The 22,009-nt window shown below is 66.6% G+C and carries 11 protein-coding genes and 2 pseudogenes; 6 read left to right on the forward strand and 7 right to left on the reverse strand.

Going from position 1 to position 22,009, the window contains the following annotated elements; genetic code table 11:
• Window positions 1-93: 93 nt before the first annotated feature.
• The gene (locus tag MB84_RS31810; protein WP_425415932.1) at window positions 94-288 is read right to left on the reverse strand and encodes a hypothetical protein; all 195 of its coding nucleotides are present in this window, start codon (window positions 286-288) and stop codon (window positions 94-96) included.
• Window positions 248-817: pseudogene (locus MB84_RS31815) on the reverse strand (transposase); the annotation flags it as partial. The gene MB84_RS31810 and the pseudogene MB84_RS31815, both read right to left, overlap by 41 nt.
• An 883-nt stretch (window positions 818-1,700) precedes the next feature.
• Between MB84_RS31815 and MB84_RS25470 the strand changes: the two are divergent.
• Window positions 1,701-2,627 (forward strand): hypothetical protein, encoded by a 927-nt coding sequence (locus MB84_RS25470; RefSeq protein ID WP_052654452.1) that lies wholly within the window; start codon window positions 1,701-1,703, stop codon window positions 2,625-2,627.
• A gap of 290 nt (window positions 2,628-2,917) precedes the next feature.
• On the opposite strand, the gene MB84_RS31515 is transcribed toward MB84_RS25470, so the two are convergent.
• Window positions 2,918-3,157, reverse strand: coding sequence for a P-loop NTPase family protein (locus MB84_RS31515; protein WP_052654456.1), 240 nt, complete (start codon window positions 3,155-3,157; stop codon window positions 2,918-2,920).
• A 121-nt stretch (window positions 3,158-3,278) separates the two neighbouring features.
• The gene (locus tag MB84_RS31820; protein WP_425415931.1) at window positions 3,279-3,743 is read right to left on the reverse strand and encodes an ATP-binding protein; all 465 of its coding nucleotides are present in this window, start codon (window positions 3,741-3,743) and stop codon (window positions 3,279-3,281) included.
• Between the two features lie 175 nt (window positions 3,744-3,918).
• On the opposite strand from MB84_RS31820, the pseudogene MB84_RS25490 reads away from it, so the two are divergent.
• Window positions 3,919-5,120 (forward strand): annotated as a pseudogene (locus MB84_RS25490) (ISL3 family transposase).
• A 1,250-nt stretch (window positions 5,121-6,370) separates the two neighbouring features.
• Entirely contained in the window at window positions 6,371-7,366 is a 996-nt protein-coding gene (locus tag MB84_RS25495; protein ID WP_052654460.1) for a hypothetical protein, read from the forward strand.
• Between the two features lie 1,178 nt (window positions 7,367-8,544).
• Here the strand turns inward: MB84_RS25495 and MB84_RS25500 are convergent.
• From MB84_RS25500 to MB84_RS25520, 3 genes are all read right to left on the reverse strand, one after another.
• Entirely contained in the window at window positions 8,545-9,711 is a 1,167-nt protein-coding gene (locus MB84_RS25500) for a hypothetical protein (RefSeq protein ID WP_157122989.1), read from the reverse strand.
• A gap of 1,750 nt (window positions 9,712-11,461) precedes the next feature.
• A complete protein-coding gene (locus MB84_RS25515; RefSeq protein WP_052654467.1) occupies window positions 11,462-12,955 on the reverse strand; it encodes a hypothetical protein in 1,494 nt (497 codons plus the stop codon).
• Entirely contained in the window at window positions 12,952-13,479 is a 528-nt protein-coding gene (locus MB84_RS25520) for a hypothetical protein (RefSeq protein WP_052654469.1), read from the reverse strand. The genes MB84_RS25515 and MB84_RS25520 overlap by 4 nt, the downstream gene beginning before the upstream one ends.
• A 1,832-nt stretch (window positions 13,480-15,311) precedes the next feature.
• On the opposite strand from MB84_RS25520, the gene MB84_RS25530 reads away from it, so the two are divergent.
• From MB84_RS25530 to MB84_RS25540, 3 genes are all read left to right on the forward strand, one after another.
• Entirely contained in the window at window positions 15,312-16,916 is a 1,605-nt protein-coding gene (locus MB84_RS25530) for a leucine-rich repeat domain-containing protein (RefSeq protein WP_157122991.1), read from the forward strand.
• Between the two features lie 1,623 nt (window positions 16,917-18,539).
• The gene (locus MB84_RS25535) at window positions 18,540-19,577 is read left to right on the forward strand and encodes a sialidase family protein (protein WP_052654475.1); all 1,038 of its coding nucleotides are present in this window, start codon (window positions 18,540-18,542) and stop codon (window positions 19,575-19,577) included.
• Between the two features lie 499 nt (window positions 19,578-20,076).
• Complete coding sequence (locus MB84_RS25540) at window positions 20,077-21,735, forward strand: hypothetical protein (RefSeq protein ID WP_052654477.1); 1,659 nt, start codon at window positions 20,077-20,079, stop codon at window positions 21,733-21,735.
• Window positions 21,736-22,009 lie beyond the last annotated feature (274 nt).

Below are 22,009 nucleotides of genomic sequence, written 5' to 3' on the forward strand. Positions count from 1 at the left end.
GGGAAATTCCGTGTGCAAGGCGGGCGAGGCATCACACGCACGGTCGCACGCAACGATCGGCGTTAAGGATAGCGAATGGATTGCCGGGCGCTGTCACCGCCTTGGCTGCACGCCCCCATCCGCGGCGATATTGCCCATCGCCCGCCCAATGCGTTTCGGCGCTGCAGCATCGCTCGGGAAGTGAGCTCGCGTGTTGATGATCTTGCGCTGATGCGCAGGGCGATGTTCAAGGGCGTTCGTAGTGTAGCTAACCTTGCGCACGTCCGGGGCAAACGCCACTGACCGCATCACGCGATCTGCGGCGTTGCGCCACGACGCGCTCACCGTTGGGAATTCCTGGCCTGCATGGCCCGTCGGTCAACGCGTTCAATGCGCGCGTCCAATGCGGTTTGAGCGGCCTCGGCTCTGAGGACGATGCAGACCGGAGCGGTTTGATCGCAGCCGCCGGCCCCGTGCGACCCTTCCCACTCGCGGCATCGAGGCGATTACGGAGCCGATGGACGATGCCGGTTTGCCGCGTCGTTGCGCCAATCACGGCGGCCGGCGATGCCGGCATGGCTTTGAGGCCAACGGTCACGGCGATCAGGACGTCGTGCATCCCTCGCGTTTTCAGCGCGTTGAGCACCTTTATCGAGACTAGGCACCTTCGGTGCGCGCGAGCCACAGGCGCAGGGGGGGCGCGCGAGCCGTCAGGCAAGCCCCCCGGTGCCAGATGGCGCGCCGTGTTATGCACCTCGGCGTGTTCGCGAATCTTTGCCCGCAGCGCGTCGAAGCACACCGGCGGATCCACCGGCTCGCGGGGCCGGGACTGCCAGGCAGTGACCCCCGGATCTCACGCAGCGCCCTGCCGCGGGCCTACCTGGCGACGATTTTGCCGTCGAGGCCGGCGAAGCGGCATTCGCGGGTCGGAATCAGGATGGCCCCGAAGCCGCCGGGCAGGTCATTACGGTCGCGCGGCATCTCAATGCGAATTGGGCCGACTTGGCTCCTTTGCCCGTTGCGCCGATTCGCGACGGTGGCACGCGTGGCAGCGCCGGACACATAGCTCAGAGGGTGATTCGTCGCGCCGCCCGCGCACGCGCGGCGCGATCAGCGCCTTCTCACGCGCCATGGTCGCGGCATGGATCGCTTGGGCCGTTATCGAACCTTTACCGAACGGCGCAAGCGGTTCGGCGGCAATCGCCGGCCGATTCGCCTGCGGCACTTTCTGTTGTGCCGGATCGTCCCGGCCACGATCGCGGCGATGCACATGACTCGCAAGGCGCGCAGGTGTGGTGATGGCGTCGCCTCGACGGCAGCCGGACAATGGCTACGCCCTCACAATGTCGATCGTCCTGATCCACTCAGGTTCAGCGCGGTCTCAACGCCCTTAACGCGACACGGTCAGCAACGGCCGGGGGCATGCCGCTGCCGGCGCGGCAACGCCCCGCGCGAGCGCGCCGGTTGACAAACCGCCGTTCAATAATCGAACGAAACCGTGCCAATCCGAAAGCGTTGCGTGGGGCCACGGCATAAAAATGACCTGTCTGCAGGGCTTGCAGCGTAGCGCACCAGGCCCAACCGAAACGGGGATGGCGGCGCTTTGCAAATCCGGCGCCAGCAGCCCGCCTTGCCCCCGAGGCTCTCTCAGCCTCCTGAGGACTCCTGAGAACTCAGGAGAACTCCTGAGGTAGCCGAATTGCTTCAATAGGATAACCAACATGTTTTTTTTTCCAGTCTCCTCTGACCAGATCGTCCTTCGCATCCGGTATGAAAATAACGATTCCATCAACTGGGCCGAGGCGCAAATCATCAAGGACGCGCCAAACCTTGAGCGAGTCGCCACGCTCCGAGGCGATCCGCGCAGTTTGTGTGAAAAAGTGCGGGATTTGTGTTGCCTGGCGCCTGAATACAACGGCGTCACGAAGGAGGCTGAGCGGATGCTGTGGCGCCTGACGCACGCCGAAGGCGACCGGCTCGCCGACTTCGAAGGCTTGCGCGATGTGGTGACGGACGAGGGCCGGGACAATTTCCTCTATCTGTCGTTTAATCGCGACACTGTCGACTTCGCGCTGGAGGGGCTGGAAGAGAACCCCATTCACTTTACGGCGGCTCCAGAAGGTATCCCAAAGCGCATCATCCAAAACCTCTGGGCGCCAACGGGGCGAGAGCGGCAGGCCGGACCCGCGGTCGCCCAGAGCAACCTCGCTGCGCTGCGGTTGTACCATGACGCGTCCCCCCATATACGGGAGATGCTGGACCAGCTCGCCCGCCCGTCGACGTTTATGGCGATATGCCGGGCGTTCGATCTACCTGAGGCGGGGGCTGAGGCGCAGAGGGAGAGGGAGGCGGAGGCGGAGAGGGAGAGGGAGGCGGAGAGGGAGAGGGAGGCGGAGGCGGGGATGGTCCACACCGCGATGCTACCAGCCGGGACCACGGACTCTTTTATCGAGCAGGCGCAGCGACAGCGGCCGACATTCACCCTGCGCGCGCTTACGAACGGCATCATCCGAGCGACCGTGAGCTATAGCATCGGGTTGGCGCGACAGGAGGTCACGTTTCTCATTCGCGAGCTCCCTCACGAAGGGGCTCCCGTCGAGGATACCCTGCAGTGTGTTTTCACCAAATACATTTCCCCTTTCGCATGACCCTGCCTGAATTTTGCGTACCGCAGCTCACGCCACGGGTCGTATCGCTTCGTGAGCGTGCGGTGTGCGGTTGCCGTTCGACGAATGGATGCGTTGGCGATGGTAAAAGCCTTCGATCCGGTCCACCGCCTCCCGTCTTGCCTGCGCTCGGGCTCTGTGTCGACACCGCGGGCCTGCTCAGCGCTCAAGGTCTTAAAGGCGCGCTGCATCGAGACGTTGTTCCACGCGTTGGCTCGCCGACGCATGGACGGGGATGCAAACGAAAACTTGGAAGAATTACGAATGGAGCCCTAAGTACTTTCGATGCGCAATGACGCTGCGTATCCCGTCGGGGCTTTCGCGCCCGCTCGCGTGGTTTGCCCGGCGTTGCGTTTGTCCTTCAGCCGGTCGCTCTTGCCGGTGAACTGCACGATACGGGTGTGATCGATACGGGCGTGATGCGGCAGTCGATCGCGCGTCGCCGCCGTCAGCGGCGGTGCGTCGGCAAACGCGGTGGCCCACCGCGTAAGCGCCGGTTCACGAGGCTGCACGAGGGCGTCGCGCTGCTACCGCTTGGCCACGACGTTAAAGAATGGGTGGGCTGATTCTCGTCCAAACGGCAAATGGCCGATGTCAGCGATGACCCGCCACTTGGGGCCGACCACGGCTCGGTTAAAAAGCGCTCACAACCGCTTCTATGGCCTGGCAGTCGCTCGGGGCATCATCCAGTCGGCGCCCGTCGTGCCGCGCGTTTTGATGCCGGCGTGCATTGCCCGATGCCAAGGCACAGGCGAGGTGCGTTTTGTGCGCGCCTGACGGGCCCGGCAGCCCCACGTTCTCGGCACGCTCGATCAATGCCGGAGCGATGGCGGAGGTGGCCGCCTTTCGCCGGGCAACCCTCGCTTGCGTCGTGTCGGTGCAGGCGCCGGCGTCGTGCTTCAAACCGGCGACAACATGAATGCCGCTTACTCGCTCGGCGAGCGCACCGAAGGCTTCTCTTTCGTCGTGGTATGTCCCCGAAGATTGGCCGCCTCCGCCGGCCGGCGGCCGATGTGGCGGCTGGCCGGCCGGTGTCGGTGCGTTGCGCGCATCCGCGCCGCGTGCTCGGTGAGGTGAACGGTTTTGTGCGCACCGCAAAATCGAGCTTCAGCGCCCGGTCTCGAAAGAATTGACCGGCGTCAGTTTTTAGCATGATCCACGGACCCCGCTTTTTTTCGGTTCATCGTGGAAAACCGGGGAAGTTTTCAAGGCAATTGACGATCTGACGCCCATAGAGACGGGGTTCGGGGGAGCAATTGCGAGATGAAAAGCGCTGCAAGCCCTCGGTTGCCGGACGGGATACCGAGTTGGGCGAGGGGAGGGGCCTTCACAGGACAGTGGGACACTGTCGTTGTATCTGAAGCCATCAAGCCGAGTGATGCTGTGCGAGCAACGCGGCAAGCGTCGCTCGCAGATCCACGAGACGACGGGGCGCCGGGTTCGGGATCTTCCGTTGTTTGAATATCGCGTGGTGTTGCATGTGCCGCGTCGTCGGCTTTGGTGCGAGCACCGTGGTGGGCCGAAGCCGGAGACGTTGGACTGGCGCGGGCGCTGCCGGCGGGTCATGGCACGCTTTGCCAATGCCTGGGAAATTCTGCTCAAGTCGACCAATGTCCAGGCCGTTGCAGCGTTCTACGGTTTGGATTCGCATACCGTCAAAGCGATCGACAAAGCGAGTCGGCGAGCCGGCATTGCCGAACCGGATGGGACGCAGGTTCGATATCCGGCGATGGACGAATTCGCGCCGCACGAGGGCCACCGTTACGCCACGGTGGTGGTCGAGCCGCTCCGTCGGCAGGTGCGATGGATCGGGCATGGCCGTTCGCGTGAAACTGCCCGGCCCTCGTTGAACAGCCGCCCGAGGGCGTTGCAGAGCGTATCGAGGCTGTTGCCATCGATATGCCAACGGCCTACGCGTTGGAAATCAAGGCGAACTGTCCGCAAGCGGACATCGTCTACGACTTGTTCCATGTCATTGCCAAATACGGACGCGAAGTGATCGACCGGGTCCGGGTCGATCAGGCTAATCCGCTCCGAGACAACCGGCCGGCACGCAAAGGCCTCACATCAAGCCGCCGGCCGCTCTTGCGCAATCAAAGGAATCTACGGCCGGAACAGTCCGTACATCTGAGTGAACCGCTGCACGCCCACCCGCCCCTGGTGTGCGCCTATTTGCTACGCGACGAACTCAAGCGACCGGGGTTCTACCGAAAGCCGGCTTGGGCGCAAAAGGCATGGGAACAGTGGATTACTCAAGCCAACCACAGCGGTATCGCTGCGCTGAAACTATTTGCACAGCGCCTGCAAGGCTATTGGCACGGCATCCGGGCCCGCTGCCGACCCCCGCTTAACACCCGCGTCGTTGAAGGCATCAACACCACCCTCAAGGTCATCAAGCGCCGCGCTTACGGATACCGCGACGAGGAATATTTCTTCCTTAACATCCGCGCAGCTTTCCCCGGCAATCCACGATGAACCAAAAATAGCCGACTCGGCTTGAGCAAGAGCGGCGACACCGAGGTGCGAACGTTGCCGCTCCCCGGGGCGGGTGCCGACATGCAGGCACGCCACCGCTGGGAGGACCGGCAAGGTGAGCGATCTCGACGACGGCGCGCGGCGCAACCACCACGTAGCGAGTGGCGCGCCGGCCAACACGAACGCACGGATCGTGCGGGCGCCGCCGGCTCGCGATCGGGAGTCGCGCGGTGACCACGAGTCCGATGACCCCGTCAGGCCGACTGTGTCATCCGCCGCGGCATCACGCGGGTGGCAAGCACGAGCCCCCGTGCACCGATTGCCTCGGTCATCATGCGGTGATGACACCCCAGCTCAGACCGTGACGCGCCCCGCCCCGCGTTGCCAAAGCGCCCTGAGCGCGCCAAGGTGATCGGGGCCGCGTCAGCCTATTTCCTCAGGGGCCGGCTTGCGCCCGGCATCCCCGTGGGCATCCCCGTCCGCAGGCCTGGCGGCCGGCCCGACCTTCAAACCATCGCGACACAAAAAACTGCCGCACCGGGGGCGTCCGAGCAAGACAACGCGCTCGCCGGCCGGTCGGGTGGCGCGCGCCACGGCGCGAGTCTGCGAATTTGCGGAAAGCGGGCGTCTTCGCACAATTTCGAAAGCACGGCCGCCGGCCTTTGGGTACAAAGTCGCATCACCTGCCGGCCCGCCCCGCGGCGGGCCGGCAGGAAGCGAGCGACTCACGGCGTGTCGTCGGTCGCGGCGGCGACGCGTGGCCCGGCACCTGTCCCCCCCGGGGGTGAGCGATAGCGCGCGCGCAGGTCGGACGCGTGCCGAGCGAGCGCTGCGGCGCGGCCGTCGCCCCGGCGCCGTTCGGGCTCGACGCTGTAAGGACGACAGTCCCCGTTCTGTCCTGCCGTTTTGTCCCGCCTTTTTGCTCTGCCTTATCCCCGGCATCGAACGGCGTCCCGCTGCCCGAGGCGTGCCCGTTTGGGCTTGTGTGCGGCACCGGCAGCCGCCCGCGCGCGAAGTCGCCGGCGCGGCGCGCAGCAGGCAAACCCCGGGCGCGATGGCTGACGAGGGCCGTGGAGCGCGCGGGTACGGCGCGCGCGCCGCAGCTTCACACGCCGATGGCGGGGCGGTGTCCCTTGGCGCGTCGGCACCCCCGCAAGACGCACGGGTTGTGCGGCGCTGACGCAAGCGGGCGGGCAAACACTCCCGTATTCCTAATTTTCGACCCATGGCAGGTTTTTCGGAGCGGCATCATGCAGAGCACTAAATCGAGCGAGACCCACGCCCCTGTCGGACCGTCGTATGATCCGAACGAGACGGGGCAGGCGCCCGCCGACGCGCTCCGAACGGCAGCGCCGGGCGGCGTCGGCGCAGCGCCGGGCGGCGTCGGCGCAGCGCCGGCGGGCGAGGGGTTCACCCCGACGCGCACGCTCGCCGAGCAGGGAGCACTGCCCGACAAGGCCGAGCCGTGGACGAAGATCCGCCTTGATCTGCCCCACTGTCAGCTCACGCCGGCGCAGCTCCGCGAAATTGCGGAGTTCATCGAATCGCAGTCCGCCTCTCTGCGCGATCTGTCGCTGGACCTGTCAGGCTGCAGCGGCCTGGAGTCCCTGTTGGGACTGGAAGAAGTTTTCAGGTCGTTAGGCAGTGCAGCGGCGCTTGAAGTGCTGGTGATTTATATGAGAAGTCCCGCGTACACGGACAATGACGAGACGCTCGCGGCGCTCGGTCAATCCTTGACGGAGCTCGACGCACTGGGCGCATTCGCGCTCGACATCGCCGGCCACAACTTTTCGGATGTTGGCGTCGCCACCTTCTTTTACCAAGTGTCGAGAGTGCCCAATTTGCGGCAAATGTGGCTCAGTTTCGCGAGGGGCAAACGCCTGAGTGCCCAGTCGTTTGAGCACATCGAGCATCTGGTGGCGGCCTCCGAAACGCTGAAAAAGCTGTCGCTTGACTTTTCCCACATGCAGGCGATTGACGATGAGGCGTCGGCCTATTTTGGGCCGATTGCCGGGCGCATCGCAAAAGCGCTTGAAGAATTTAACGTGAATATCAGCGGCACCGCTTGCACCAACGACGGCCTGGAAAACATTCTGCGGGGTACCCGAGCGTCCCCGGTTGAGCGCCTGAGCATCCACGCCTTTGACGTTGCGAGAATCGACCACCACGCGCGTGCGATCGTGAATGGTTTTAGCAGCTTTCGCATGAAAGCGAGCCTTTATACGCGGCCTGAGGACTTCACTTGACCGGCCGCCGACAGACCGCCGACAGACAAGGCGGGGTCGCCGACCGCGCGACGCCCGGGTGAGATCCGTCGCACGCTCGCCGGCCGCGCGACACCGCCACCCGGGGCCCGCGTTTCGCCGCGGTGACCGCCTGAGCGCCCGGACGCGGGCTTTTTATCCGTGCTTCCGCGACCCGACCGGCGTGCCCCGCTGTCCTTTCCCCTGCGCTGAGTCTAGCGACTCCCCCCTCGGTGAGCGGGCGGAGCCCACCCGTCATGGCAACCCCTCGATCAATCAGCGAATAAAAACCGAGAGGTTGTGATGAAGCGTCTAGGGCGCAAGGACGCGATGACGCATGAGCGCGGCGCGCGTCTATGGGCGCCGCGGCCCCTGCGAAGCCCCCTGAGCGACAGCGGCCACAATTTTTCAACGCCACCTGCCACGGCGTCTTCGTTGGTTCGCCAACCCGGCGGCTTCGCGCCGCGCCGACGAATACGTCGTCCGGACACCCGGTGACTTAGCGAGCGTGAGGTGACGTAGCGAGCGTGAGGTGACCTCGCCAAGCTTGGCCGGTGGCGTTCGTCTGCGACGCATTGCGCCGGAGCTACGGCGATCGCCGTCAACGATTTGCGGGGAAGTCGCTCGCCACGGCGGTCTCGGCCGATATCGCGCCCGCCCGGCCGAGTCCGCCTTTTTGAGACGGAGGGGACGTCCCAATGGACCGTGGCCGGCCCGGCACCCGGGCCTATGCCGTCTTGTCACCCGCCTCCTGGCGCCGGACCGTCGCCGGATCACATCTCGGGCGGGCCCAGCGCAAATGCGATGCGGGGCCCGCACATGCGCCTCGCGCACGAGCCAATGTATCGATCCCGGCTCATCGGGCCCGGGGCGTCTTGCGAGCGGCGTTGCAGACGCCTCCGCGTTCCGGACGTCGTTTCATCGCCACGAGGAACGTGAGGCGGGACATGAGGTGGGACGTGAGGCGGGACGTGAGGCGGGACATGAGGTGGGGCGTGAGGCGGGACGTGAGGCGCGACGTGAGGTGGGACGTGCGGTGGGACGTGAGGCGCGCAGTGCGCGGGCCGCCGGGCCGCCGGACCATTGCGCCGCCGGTCCGGCGCGACGATGCGTGGGGGCACGATCCGCATGGCGCCTCGTGCCATGCGCCGCGCTTCGCGCCCGGCCCCCGTCTCACCCCCTTACGCCACCGGGATGCCCGGTGGGTGTCTCAGCGGTCGATGCGCCCCATCGTCGCGCGACCCCGACAAGGCATCGGCCGGACCATCCAACACTGATGTCCGTACCAGGCACGTCTGCAACTGTCTCAACGCCCTTAGAGACTCATCCGTCTCGAAGAGGCCTCTTTTTACGGGTGAAGCCAATTGCTCGAGCGCGCATCGTACCCGCTCGGGGCCCGTCGTTGCCGAGTCCCCGCCGAACCGGAGTTCGCCGAACTTAAGCGCCTGCACAATGGCGCCCATCGCCGGTTCGTTTAACTCATGGCTCGACAGTGCCCCGGCGATCGCATGCTCGCCGGCCGGCGTGTCCGCCTTGCCGAGCAGGCGGTCGAACGCCTCCCTCGTCGGGGCGTCACGTAGGCCCGCGCGAATGTCGGCGATCGTCTGCTCACCTACCGCGGCCCGTCCGTTTTTAACGCACTGGTTTGTATGCGTGATAACGGACGTGAACCGTGCCAACGGATCGCGCGTCTTGTCGTCGCTTGGGCCCGCGCCAACGTCGGCGATCGTGTTGTCACCGACCTTGGCGCGTTGGTCGTTGACGAGCGTGTTCACACCGTCCATAACGGACGCGATCGTTTCCAGTTGGCGCATCACTTGGTCTTGACGAAACTCGCGGTCGATCACCCGGCGTTCCAGCGCCAGGAATCCGTAGGCGCCGCCGAAACCCGACGCTGCGGCCAAGCTTGCCCATACCGGCGCCATAGCACCCGCCAACCCCATGGTCGCCAACGTCAGCGCCGCCGTGAGCGTGAGCGTGAAACAGATCACGATGGCCACGTGAGTGAGTGTCCTGCGCCAGTCGCACGGCGTAAATACAGCCTGCATATGCTCAATGTCGCGACCCAGCGCCTCTAATGCCACCGCCGTCTGCGACAGCACCTCAACGCTTGGCGTGCCCGTGTCTCCGGTTTCCCCGGCCAGTCGGGTTCGACAGTGCTCTAAGTCGTCTAGACGGCGCGCGACATCCGGGCGGTCTTGCAACTCCGGCAGGTCTTTCAACGCAGTCATCAAACCACCCAGTTCGGTGTGAAGCGTTTTTCCCCCCTCGAGCACCTCTCGGAGGACGGTGTCGGTCAGCGCCACCGGGACGTTGCCAACCTCGGCCACCGGGTGATTCGCGCTCACGCTCGTGGAACCCCGCGGACTTGCCCCATCTATGCTACCCATGTCCCACTCCTAAGTTTGTGTGTCCGGCACGCTCCGCCGCCCGGGCGCCAATCATGCGCAATCGGTTCCTGTGCGCGGCGCACGAGAAGGTCGACGCGGCCGAACCGGGGCGCACACGGCACGCCCCGTGAGAGGACAGCCGCATCGGTGCCGCCCGGCGCCCATGACGCCGTTGTGGCCAAGAAAACAGCCCCATTTCACCGTAAAGCGACCGGTCTTTCGGTTTTCCGCAAACCCCGCACGCCAAGGGGGCGCGGCCACCCCTCGTTCTCAATGCTTGGTTACCGGGCGAATGTGCCTGTTGATGTGCCCCAAACCAGCGCCTTCGACCACGGCCCCCGGGCTCAAAAAATGCTGAAAACCTACGTCAATCCCCACGTCAATCCCCGCGCCGGCCACCCAAGCGAATCCTTCCCCGCCCGGGCCCCGTCCGAGGTATCGAGCGCGCGTCCGGGCGCGCGCCGCGTGCCCCGCGTCGCCCCCGCCCGGGGGGCGGCACAGCGTCTGCCGTGGCCTCGCATCGTGGCGATGAGGCGGCATGGGGGTCTTGCTGTGATTATCCGCATGACCCTTCAGGCAGGCTTCGGGTGAACACCTGAAGTGCGCGCCGTTACCGACGGCCGGCCTTCCCCCGCTTCGCCCCCACCCGGTCCTCGACAACCCGGGGTGGGGATTGCCGGCCGCTCACGCCCCGCGGGATGCGGCCCCTGTCTCGGAGGGCAAGTCGGTTTGGCCGCTCGCCGACAGGTCAGGGCGGCAGGCTGACGCCCGTCGCTCTGCGGCGGGTTGTCCGGCCGGCGGGCCCGCCTGGAATTTGCCGGTGAGAGTCTCGCCCAACCCGTGAGCGACAAGGCGACGCCGCTCAAGCGCCGTGGTCCGTCCCGAATCATGCGCCGCGGCGGACGTGGCGAGGCCGAGGTGCACAACGGGCAGCGCCGAACGGGCAGGGTGACGGCCCGGTTGACGCGGCACATTTGCACAGCCGGACGAGGTTTTATGGGCCCGAAGGTGACAGCGGAGGACGCGCGCGAGCGGCGCCGTCCACTGCGGCAAGCGCCGAGCGAGGGGACGCATGCGCCGGTGCGCGTGACGGATCCGATTGAGCCGAAGATTGACCCGAAGCGCGGGAGGCCCTTCCCCCGCTTCCCCACCGCACCCGGTCGTGCGGGCCGTGTCGCGTTAAACGACCGTGAGGGGCGGTTTCGTGCACCGCCCGGCGGTCCCCTGTGCCGTGCGATGACGGCCTGAGAAATTTGCGCGTACGCTTCATCCACGGTGAGCACGTCGCCGCAACGATGGCTTGGCGTGCGTTGCGGGAAAACCGCGGCCATTACCGCGCCGCGTTCTCGCGACGCGCCAACGGCAAGGGGGGGCGCCCAGGCGCGCCGGTAGATGACAAGCAAACCAAGCAAACGTCGGGCCGCGCCGCCTCCAAGCGGGACCTCTATTGACGGCAACGAGACGACACGCGCGTGTGTCGGAGCTATCGAGAGTGTCGGAGCTATCGAGAACGGGGCGAATCGGCGCATCAAGCCGTGTGAGCGGCGTGAACGGCCGGCGGCCGGCGCTGACGGGGTCGACGTCGGTGTCGGGGTCGATGACGGCGGTGTGGTGGGCCCCGCGCCGCGGGCCGGAGCCCGGCGCGGGCGCGAAAAGGGCTCGGTGGGACCGACGCGTGTCGGGCACGCCGGCACGGCGCCGGAGATTGTCACCGCCGGGCATGGCGCGATTTTGCGTCCCTGCCGGGGCGCGCCGGCATCCACATAAATGAATTGCCGCACACGCGTCGCGCGCCTGAAAGGCGCAGGCGTCGATCGGTCGTTATCCTATACGTCTTCCTCGCCGTTCGGTTGCTGAAGCTGTGCGGCCTCAGGCAAAGGGGGGGCAGCGCGAGCTGCGCCTCATACCGTACCGACCTCAGTTCGGTGTTGCGGTTCGTGACGCTGTATGACGCCTTACTCAACAGCATCGCGGTGCTGAGCGAATGCGCCGGGAAGACGTTGCGCGCCTCGGCGCCGAAGCGCACCCGGGCGTCATCGTGGAGCGTATGCTGCCACGAGTGAAACGCGATATCGACCCGATGGGCGAGCCGATGCCAGAATGTCCGGCGGGCGAAGAGGATGATTTTGCGTTGCTCAAGGCGCGGGTTTTCAAACACCGGCAGACCATTATTCCGGCTGACCCGGTGCATCGCGGCTTCCCCGCGAGCGAGCGTGGCCAACACGTGCCGTCGCAGGGCCGCGTCAGCGGGGAGCGACCTCTGAATCAGCTCGATCGCGCGGCCGAACACGGCCTCTTTCGCCACTTCGAAAGTCATCTGGTTCGGCGGGGGGGCCGATAAGTGGTGCTTCCTTGCCCACTTGGTGAGGAGGGGCGCCAGGTCCGCTGCCTCGGGCAGCGCCAACTGTGCCAGATTGCTTAATGCGGCGCCGGCCTCGCCCAGGCTCGCCAGGCTCGCGTTGATGACGTCCTCACCGTCGACCTGAATGACCAGGGGCGGCGTGCGCGGGGCGGGGAACAGGGCTCCCGTTAGCATGGCACGGATCTCCGCCTGCAGCCTCGCGTTGTCCTGCGCCGCGAGCCGTGCGAGCTCGCGCACGTGCGCGTTGCCGGCGCCGTAGGTGGACGGGGGAAGCGGCGTCGCCCGCGGCGACGTGCGCTCGTCCAGCGGAGGCACCCAGCACGTGAAGGAGGGAGTGCCAATGTGTAAGAGGCGACCGGCGCGCAAATTGTTTGCCCGGTTCTGGACCATTGCATGCGCGCACAGGTCAGTGACTTTTTGCTGCGTCTCGGCATCCACCGGGGCACGGTCGCGGTACACGCGGTGAGCGTCATTGTCGGTTCGGTAGCGCGCCACGCGATGGCGCCGCGGGCCATACGCTTGCTCTGCGCGCACGAACCAAGCCATCGGATCATCGAGGTGGAGGTCGATGCCGGCCGGGCGGGCGAGCTCGGCCGGGTCCGTGAGCTCGTTCACCCCGCCCACCACGAATTTGACACCCCGGGCGCCAAACAGGGTGGCCAGCGCGTGCTTCAGGCGCTCCCAGCCATCCGGCGCGGCGGCCGGCACATCGAGATGCCGCTGCGTCGTCTCGACCAGAAGCGGGCGTTGGTCCGGCCGGGCCACTTGCACCGTGGCCCTGGTCAGCTCCGCCTCGAGTTGCCCCTCAGACGCGCCGCTCCCCGTGCTCGTAAACGTCACCGCCAGGTCGACGATGTGCGTGGCTTGGGGGCAGGCTGCGCTTCGTTGTCCGTGTACGTCGTCGTCATGTGAATGCACACCGTGTTGCCGTCGGTGTGCACATCGATGGCCTGCCGGTGCTTGCGCCGCGTCGCATCCGGCGCGACCAGTAATTCATGCGCTGACAGGAACGTCGGGCATGCCAGAAAGCCCGCGATATCCCGGGCCTGAACGAGCGCGAGGTCGGTTCGCACCCGGGCATTCTCAAAGGCGTCGCCCATCTGCGCGATCAGCGTCTGCAGCAGCGCGCCGCCGCGCTCGCCGACCGCCACGCGAGGGTCGATCAGCCTGTCAAGCGCCACGCTATTCACGCTTAGCGCGATCGGGGCGCGCTCATCGCCCGGCGCGGCCCAATATCGTGCCGCCATGTCCGCGGCAACCTCACGCTCGGTGCGGTCGGCGATTTCGGTTTGAGGGACCAGCACCTGCTCAATAATGCTGGTATGCGTGCGGTTCCACGAGCGAATCCGTGTGCTGGGTGGCATGCGATGTTTCTCCCTGCAAGTGAGTTGAAAACCCTGACGCCGCTCGGCGCACGATGCGCTGAACGCACCTGCCGCACACCCGGCATCGCATGGACGCGCGGTTTGCGGGGATCGTGGCCGACGCGGTTTTGCGAGGCGGCGTCCCCGCGTCGAGCGTCAGGCGCGTCGTCATGCCGAGTGCGTGCCGAGGGTTCGGTGCCGGCCGAGCCGCCGGTACCCGCCCGGCAGACCTCGTGCCGCACCACGGGTTTTGGGGCCGCACGCCGCCGGGCTTTGCCCCGATGAGGTTGCCCCCTGGGGGGCCTGTCGCCAACGCCGGGCCGCCGATTGTGGAATCGCTTATCGAGGGCGCCGTCGCAGCCCTCTCGCGTGGGGGGCGCGCACGTACCGGGGGGAGCAGGGGCGTCCGCTTCGCCCCGGTGGCCTAAAATCAAGCGATATCGCTGAGGATTTTTACCGTATGCGGCGCGCGGTTACTGTCGAAAACAGGCCGCGATACCCGGCTTATGGAACGGTGAACGTCGCTGTGACGCCGGCGCACGCTTTAGCATGGACGCGCCCGGTTTGCCGGGCGACCAGGGCGATAGCCGCAGGGCCGCGGGCAGCGCGGTGGAACGTGAAGGGCGTCCGGTGCTGACGCCGCGTCGTGAACCGCCGGGGTTTTCGGTACCGAATTCAGAGCGCGTTTTTCGGCGACTCGGGTCACGTCGGCCCGCGCCGGCCGACGCCCACGCTTCGAGACGGGCGGAGGCCGCCGGTGTGACTCACGCAACGGCAGTGAGGCGTCGTCGCCTCCGTCTGCAACACGCCGTCGTCCGCGCGCCAAGGCGGCGCGGCGCCCCCGTCGTCGCCCGCGAAGCGTCGTGTGACGCGCTGCGGCGCTTGCCCGGTGTGCGGGCTCCTTTGCGTCGCGGGGGCGCCTGAGCGGCCACGGGGGCAAGGGGGGAACGGGCGGAACGGGCGGAATGGGCGGAATGGGCGGAATGGGCGGAATGGGCGGAATGGGCGGGCCCATCCTGAACCTGTCGTCCGCTATCCGCTATCCGCTATCCGCCATCCGCCATCCGCTTTCCGCCGGCGTTGCTTCGCCGCCCCTCGCGCGGGTCTCGTCCCGCCCGCCGCCGGCGCGCGCACGACGACGCGACCCGCACGGCGTTGGTGATCTTGGGCCCGCGCCTTAGGCGTTCACCCGCTTGGCGTCCCGCGACACGGTGTTTCCAGGGGGAGCGAACCGCCAAGCCGCGGGGGCGTCCCGAAAAGCGGGCGGCCCGGCGCGATGGCTGTCAGACCGGGCTCGGTTTGCCTGATCACGCTGCCGCGCCGAGCGTCGAGCAATTGCCGGAACCACGGCAACCGCGCAGGGAGTTCGCGCCGCTGCAAGCGCAGTGTCCGGCGCTCGCGCCCCGGACGCCGGCGGCCTCCCCGGGCAACGGCGATGCCCTCCCGGTCGGGCAGGCGGAGCGGGAGAATCCGCCCGACGCGGCGCCGCCGGTTTCCGTAAAACGGGCTTCCCGGCACGATTGCGAAAGGAATACGCCGGGTCATGCAGTAAAAAGGCGTTATGCGTCGCGCAGGGTCCGCCGGTCGCGCGCGGCGAAGTGCGACGGGCTGCGCACGGCACGACGTTATCGGTCACCGCCGTCATGCCACCCGCAACGGTACGTTACGGATGCGCCGAACCCGGATCTCGCGGATCTCTTTCACTGACAGTGTTTCAGGGGGCGATGATGAAAACGAACTTCTTTCTTTCCAAGTTTTTTCCCAACAGCTCACACCGGGGGCAAATATGCGACGTTCATAGCCCTTTTCAACTCAGGGCAGGCGCACGTGAAGTGACCCACGAGGTCGCGCGCCACGGCGCGCTGGATCGCGCCGAGAGTGAGCTGGTGCATCGGAGCCGAATCGGCGCGTATCGTCCCCATACGCTGCACCTGACGTGGGGTCCTCGGGAGCTCGGGGACCGAGAGGAGGAGACGCCGCCTACGGAGTACCGTTGGGGAGAGAATACGATGTGGCCTCCGCCGAAGGCGGTGGAGCTGCGCGTGGTCGATCGCCTGCTGACGAAGGCACAGCTCGAGGTGATCAAAGAGGAGATGCGCCGTCACGGCACGGAACTCGAATATCTGCATTTTGGAACGCCGGAGTGCCGCTCAGACGAGGTGGTCGTCACGAAGCATTCACTGCAGCCGATACCCGTGAATCCGGCTGAGGTTATCGCGTCTTTCCAAGTCGCGCCGAAGCTGAAGATATTGAGCCTGGATCTGAGTAATGCGGAATCTGTTCAGAATTCCGCCGCTTGCGCGGAAGTGGTGAATGGAATCGTGACAGCCTTGCATCACCTGCCTTCGCTCGAGCGCTTCGCGCTCGCCCTCGAGGGGGGCGCTCCCCGGCCAGACTCCATCGCACTGCTATTTGATAAAACATCGCATGTGAGAACGCTCAAAGCGTTTTTCCTGAGCCTCTCGGAAAGCCATGGATTTGGCAAAAATAATGTGGAATTGCGCGAGGCATGGCGCTCGCTTGCGAAGATGTCCTCGCTTGAGGAGCTGCATATCTACATGAATAATTTCCTCGACGACGATATGCAGGTCAACGACGCCGCCATTGCCGACCTGTGCGAAGCGGTGCAGAGCCTGTCGGCGCTCGGGAGTGTCAGACTCGAATTTGGCGTCTCGGAAACCACATTCGCGAGTGCCGCGCGCGCCCTCGAACTTGGGACAGAGTTGCCGCTGCGGACGCTGCACGTGCGCGATTACCGCGACGAAGCGCCGGAAGCGCAGGCGCCGATCGTGGGCGGCAACGATCCGATGTGGCAAGCCGCCCCGCCCCTCGCCCTCGAGCAATTGACGCTTGAAGTCAAGGGCATGCCCTATTCGATGAGGAACATTGTCGACCTGTTTGCGTGGATCGGAAGTGCCCGGACGCTGAAATCGCTTTCCCTGGACATCTCGTCAATCAGGGAGATCGGGGCAAATAATTCATTATCCCGTCATATATTTCGCAAATTGAGTGCGCTCACGTTACTTGAGACACTGGTGATTCGCACCAATGCCAATGTGCTGATGGATGACGCCGTTGTCATGGCGCTGGACGAGGCGTTGCGCAACATGCCGTGGCTGCGGACCCTCCGCCTGGAAATGGATGGGGCCGCTTGCACCGACGACGCGCTGGATCGCCTGTTTGACACGGTCGCAAACGAACTGGACTACATGGTCTCGGTGTACGTTCAGGCGCGCGGCTGCGAGAAAATCAACGAGGGCACCGTGCGCCAGTTAATGGCATTTCATTTCACCAATACCAACGTCACCGCGACCGTTGTGCTGAGCCCCGTGTTTGAGGGCGCCCCACAGCCCGAGGACGCGCAACGTGATGCCGGGCAGCTTGATGAAGCGCACCGTCATGCGGCGCGCCCGGCCGAGACGCGGTTGACCTGTTAAACTCTTGGTCTATCGGCCCCGCACATGATTGCACCGCGGGGTGGGGGGGCCGACTCGATGCGCTGCGCGACGCGCGCAGCCCGGCGAAGCGAGCGGCGCGCGCGCGCCTCGCCGGCGTGGCGCGACGGGCAGCCTCGCTGCGGGGGGCAATCACGCAGGGCCGGGGGCCGCTGAACGTCAGCCCGGCCCCCGGGAGCCTTGTGAAACGGCCACCGGCGCCTGCACGATGGCTGCAACGTCCCGGGGCCGGTGCGTTGTCGCTCTTCGCGCCTCGCGAGAAGCGTCCGGGCGCCTTCCGGCGTTTCGGCGCGCAGCTCACCCTTAGGCCCGGACCGGTCGGCGCAACCGTGCGAGCCGCGAGCGGCTGTCGGGCGCGTCACCCGATATGCGGTGGTAGCCCGTGCCCGTGTCGGGCGGCATAGCGCCCGGCTCGCCGCGTCGAGAAAGCCGCCGCATACGCCGGTGCTCTCGGCCGCGGCCGAACGAACCCCGGCGTCGGCGGCGCCGGTACCGGGTCGCGGGGCGACGGTGCCACACGAGGCATCGGGTGCGCTTGCGGGCGTCTGACACGCGCTGGCGCACTCCCAGGGCGCGCCGGGAGCTACGCAGCCGCCGGTTGGGCGAACGTGGCGCCGGTTCGGGGATGCGCACGGACTTCCCTTCGCCTTACCGGATTGTTTGCCCCCTGACGATCGCCGGCGGACGAGGAGAAATGAAGTGCAAAATACCGGGCATCGACCCCGTCGCCATTACGGTGGCAGAGCCGGTGTCTTCGGCGGCCTTTGACGATGCCCCTTCGGTGCCCAAATCGATGCGGCGCATGGGATTGAAGGCAAGACACGTGTCCGTCAACTCGCCCTTGGTGGCGCGGTGCTCGGTATTCGCCCACGGGGTGGCGGCGTGGACCCGGTGGCGCAGCGCCCGAGCGTCGATGCCGGCGGCATGGGCTTACGCCGCGGCGGACCGGTGCGCGGTTGGCTTGCATGGCTTGCGCAGCGACGCGTCGGGGTGTTGCCAGGCCCGACGCCACGATAGACGGCGGACTGTCGTGCGAGCCATTCCCTTTCTCTCGCGATATCAACGCCCGTCTGATTGGACGGATGGTCGCAGACCGATGCTGACGATCACGATGTCTTGAAAAACACCCGGCCCCCGTCTCAGAGCGGGCGATGAACGACATTCGCGCGGCGCGCACCGCTCACCGCCGGCAGGGCTGAAACGGTGAGGGCGGGGCGGGCCCGGCGCGCACGGTCGGCCCGTCCGTGCGAGGGGGCGGGGCGGGCGTGAGGCGCATGAGCCCCCGCCGCCACGCCACGTGTCGTGACATAAATCGGGCGTCGCGACATGATTTCGACGGAAATCGCGGGCGTCATGCGATAAAAATAGCCCCCGGGTCGCGGCGTATATGCGCGGGCCTGCGCGCGGCGCGCTCGGGGCGTGCACGCGACGCGAGCGTCCTGCCCCGGCGGCGGCCCGTGTTCCGCAAATCGCACTGCCTCGTCGCGATTTCCCAAGCGGTGGGCGCGATCAGCGCGCCGCCCACGGCGTCTTGCCCCCGGCCGGGCCGGGACCGGTCCGTGGTTTGACGCGTTTCACCCAAAGTAGACCCGGGGGGGCTGAAAAATGAGAGTGATCCAGCGCGACTTTCTGATGCCGGCTCACGCTGCCGGGACGCAACAATGCCATGCCTCAACGCTCATCGCGTTGCCCGACGGCGATCTTCTGGCGGCTTGGTTTGCCGGGCCGGGGGAAGGGCGGCCGGGTACCGCGATTTGGCTGAATCGGCGACATGACGGCCAGTGGCTCGCGCCGCGGCGGGTGGTGGCGAGCGATAACGCCGCGCACTGGAACCCGGTCCTGTTTCGTTTCCAAACAGAGGTGTGGTTGTTTTTCAAGACGGGGGCCAGTGTCCATACGTGGCGCACCCACTGCGTCAGGTCCGGCGATCTTGGCCGCACATGGAGTGTGCCGCGCGAGCTGGTTCCGGGGGATCCTCTGCCGCGGGGGCCCGCCAAGAACAAACTCCTGATCACGACAGCGGGTCTCTGGGTCGCGCCGGGGTCGATTGAAACCGACGGGCATTGGGACGCGTTCGTGGACCGCTCGTCTGACGAGGGGCGGAGCTGGAGCCTCTCGCCGGTGCCGCTCGTCCATCGGCGCAGCCGCCCGGCCCGGGCGGCGGCACGGTGGCCGGGACTGCATCGCGGGGTCTTCTGGCACAAGGATGTCACGCGGGTGTTGCAGTGGGACGGGGTGATTCAGCCCGCGCTGTGGGAGTCGTCGCCGGGCCGGCTGCATATGCTCATGCGTAGCACGCGCGGCCGGCTCTATCGATCTGACTCCGCCGATCATGGCCGGACGTGGTGTGAGGCCTATGCGACGCGGCTGCCGAACAACAACAGCGGTATTGACCTGGTCAAAACGGACGCAGGGAGCTTGGTGCTTGCCCACAATCCGGTAAAAGGCAACTGGGGCGCGCGTTCCCCGTTGACGCTGAGTACTTCGGCCGATAACGGCGAGCACTGGACGGAGGTGCTGGAGATCGAAAGCGGCGAGGGCGAATTTTCGTACCCGGCGTTGATCGGTGTGGGCGACACGCTGTATCTGACTTACACGTGCAAGCGCGAGAATATCGCGTTCCGGGCGCTGTGCGCGGCGTGACACGCGGGCGCGCCCGGGCGCCGCGCCGGCAGCGTTGCGGTGGGGTCGCGCCCCCCGTTAAACGCGGCCGGTGCGGACGCCGCCCGGATGGCCGGCGGGTTCCGCCAAAGCTCCACCGGTTCCGGCGGCACGCCGCCGGCCGGCCCATGGAAGCAGGCCGCGCGGCCCGCCGGTCCGCAGGGAATTCGACCCGCCCGGCGATGTTCGGGCCCGTCGAAACGTGAGAGAACGGCTTCCCACGGAGCACCGGAAGCCATGCAGAAGCGCCGATTCACGCTAGCGCGGACGCACGGATGCACGGATGCACGGTGCGCGCCCAAGCTTTCACGACCGGGCCATGGGCCTGCTTCGCCCGCAGGGCAGCGTAAGCGGCATCGTTTCCTGCAATGGCCGCCGTGTCGTGGCGTCAACTGAGCCACCTGCGCCTACCGAAACGCGTGCCGTCGCGCCGAGGGCAACCATGGCCCGACGGCGAATTTCTTTACGAAGGTGACCCCACATGCCAACGATTCAGCCCCGCGGAATTTGCGCCAAGATGACGCGCCTCGCGGTCGACCAGACCACGGCGCGCCACCCCAACGCGCTGTCCCTTGAGGATAACCGGTTCGAGAACACCAATACCGAGGCGTTTCGGCGCCACCTCGGACTGGTGGGCCCCGCCAGTGAGTACTTTGTGCCGCTCCCCCAGGGGCCCGAGGTGGCGCCCCTGACGCCCGAGGCACTGGCCATCGCGGGGCGGCCGAGCGCCGGGCTACGGGTGCCGACGTCGCCGGCCGACCTGGGCCCCTTCGTGATACCGCTGATCTTCGGCGTAGTCCCCCCCGAGGCCGATCGCCTTGGCGAGCGCGACACCGAGCGCCCCGTTGACGCCGGACTGGGCCATCTGGGCCAATGGCCGGCGGGTAGGAAATCCCTTGGACGGGGGGTCGACAGTGCGAGTCGGTCAGCGGCCCCCGAGGTGCCCTGGGAGCGCTCCCTCACCTCGCCGGTCGCGGGGCAACCGGTCCCGGAAGCGGTGGCCGTCTTGGGGCCCTTCGGGGTCCCGCTGCTCATCGACTCGGGAATGGCTTTCTTTGATCTCGATTACCGTGCCTACAACGCGGACATGTTTGAGGATGAGCCGGGCTACGTGGCCGGGTTTTTCGCGGGTATGAACTATGTGGAATCCCCCCTCTTTGACATCACGCGGTTCGAATGCGTGAAGCGGTTGTATGCCCTGGTGGCACCGCATACGCGGATGTGCATTCCGGTGGACGCGTTCGTGGTGACGCGCGTCGACCCGCCTGATGAGGCGGCGCGGCAACATCACCTGGAACAATGCGCGAACGACAGCATTCAGTTTGATCACACGCACCAACAGCTGCTGCTCAAGACGAAGTTGGGTAACGTCAGCGTGCATGCGTTCAGGACTGACGCCGACGCCGCCCAGAAAGAGCGCTTTCTTAAGCGGCTGGACACCCAGCCGAGCACCCTGGCGGACGCCGACGCATTGGCGCGCTTGTTTGAGGGGGCGGCGACACGGCTGCGTTACGTGAGCGCGACACGCCGCATCGCGCATTTTGCCAAGCATGGCCCCGGCTACGCAGAGGCCTATTTCCCCGGGCATCGCCTGCCCGATGATTTCGCCGCGTGTTCCCACCCGCCCCCGGGCGACCCCGCGCCCCGGCGGATCAAGATACGCACCTTCGACACGGGCACCGCCCCTTTCGTCGTGACCTGCTATCGGGACGAAAGGCATATCCGCAACTTATTTGAGCACAAGCTCAAAAAATTCCGGATCGCCAGGTTGGCGTTGTTCCCCGCGCGAACGCAAATGGCGCTGATCGCCGGGTTCGTGGCGGAAATGGTCAATGCGCATCCCTTCACCGATGCGAACAACCGCATTTGGACCCAGATTATATTGAATCACCTGTTGCGGCGCTGCGGTCAGTCCGAGTCGATCCTGGCGGTGCCCAATGGCTTCGCCGCCGTGGCCCGCTACTATTTGAACCGCTACCGACCGCATGCCGCCCTGCCTCCCGAGCCCACCTCCACTGACTTCCTCAACGCGCTGACCGATGCGCTGCTCGCCATCGAGGACGGCCAGCGCTACTACCAGGCCCTGCTCGATCGGGCGCGGGCGGCGGACGGCTTTGTCGCGCCGGATCGCTGGCTGTGATCCGGCATGGGTGCCCGACACGGCCGTGCCCGCGCCGCGCACCCCGTGTGCACGCCGGCGCGCCGTGCGCCTGCGCGCGCTCCGGTCGGTGCCGGCGTGTCGGCCCCTGTGGGGGGCCGAGTTCGTCGGCCCCGGGACGCGCGACTGTCGGCCGGGCAGCGGGCACGCGAGAGCGGCGGGCCGCGTCGCTCGCCGCCGGCGACACGGGCGGGATATGGCGCGGACCCGCCGCGCCCGCCCCGCGCCACCTTGCGTCGGCGCGTGACGGGATTGT

Origin of the sequence: Pandoraea oxalativorans (genome assembly GCF_000972785.3) — a bacterium.
GTDB lineage: Bacteria > Pseudomonadota > Gammaproteobacteria > Burkholderiales > Burkholderiaceae > Pandoraea > Pandoraea oxalativorans.

Excerpts from the sequence above, each read along its gene's own strand:
- MB84_RS25520 (WP_052654469.1), bottom strand. The coding sequence starts at position 13,479 with ATGCCACCCAGCACACGGATTCGCTCGTGGAACCGCACGCATACCAGC.
- MB84_RS25495 (WP_052654460.1), top strand. The coding sequence starts at position 6,371 with ATGCAGAGCACTAAATCGAGCGAGACCCACGCCCCTGTCGGACCGTCG.
- MB84_RS25470 (WP_052654452.1), top strand. The coding sequence starts at position 1,701 with ATGTTTTTTTTTCCAGTCTCCTCTGACCAGATCGTCCTTCGCATCCGG.
- MB84_RS31810 (WP_425415932.1), bottom strand. The coding sequence starts at position 288 with ATGCGGTCAGTGGCGTTTGCCCCGGACGTGCGCAAGGTTAGCTACACT.
- MB84_RS25535 (WP_052654475.1), top strand. The coding sequence starts at position 18,540 with ATGAGAGTGATCCAGCGCGACTTTCTGATGCCGGCTCACGCTGCCGGG.
- MB84_RS25540 (WP_052654477.1), top strand. The coding sequence starts at position 20,077 with ATGCCAACGATTCAGCCCCGCGGAATTTGCGCCAAGATGACGCGCCTC.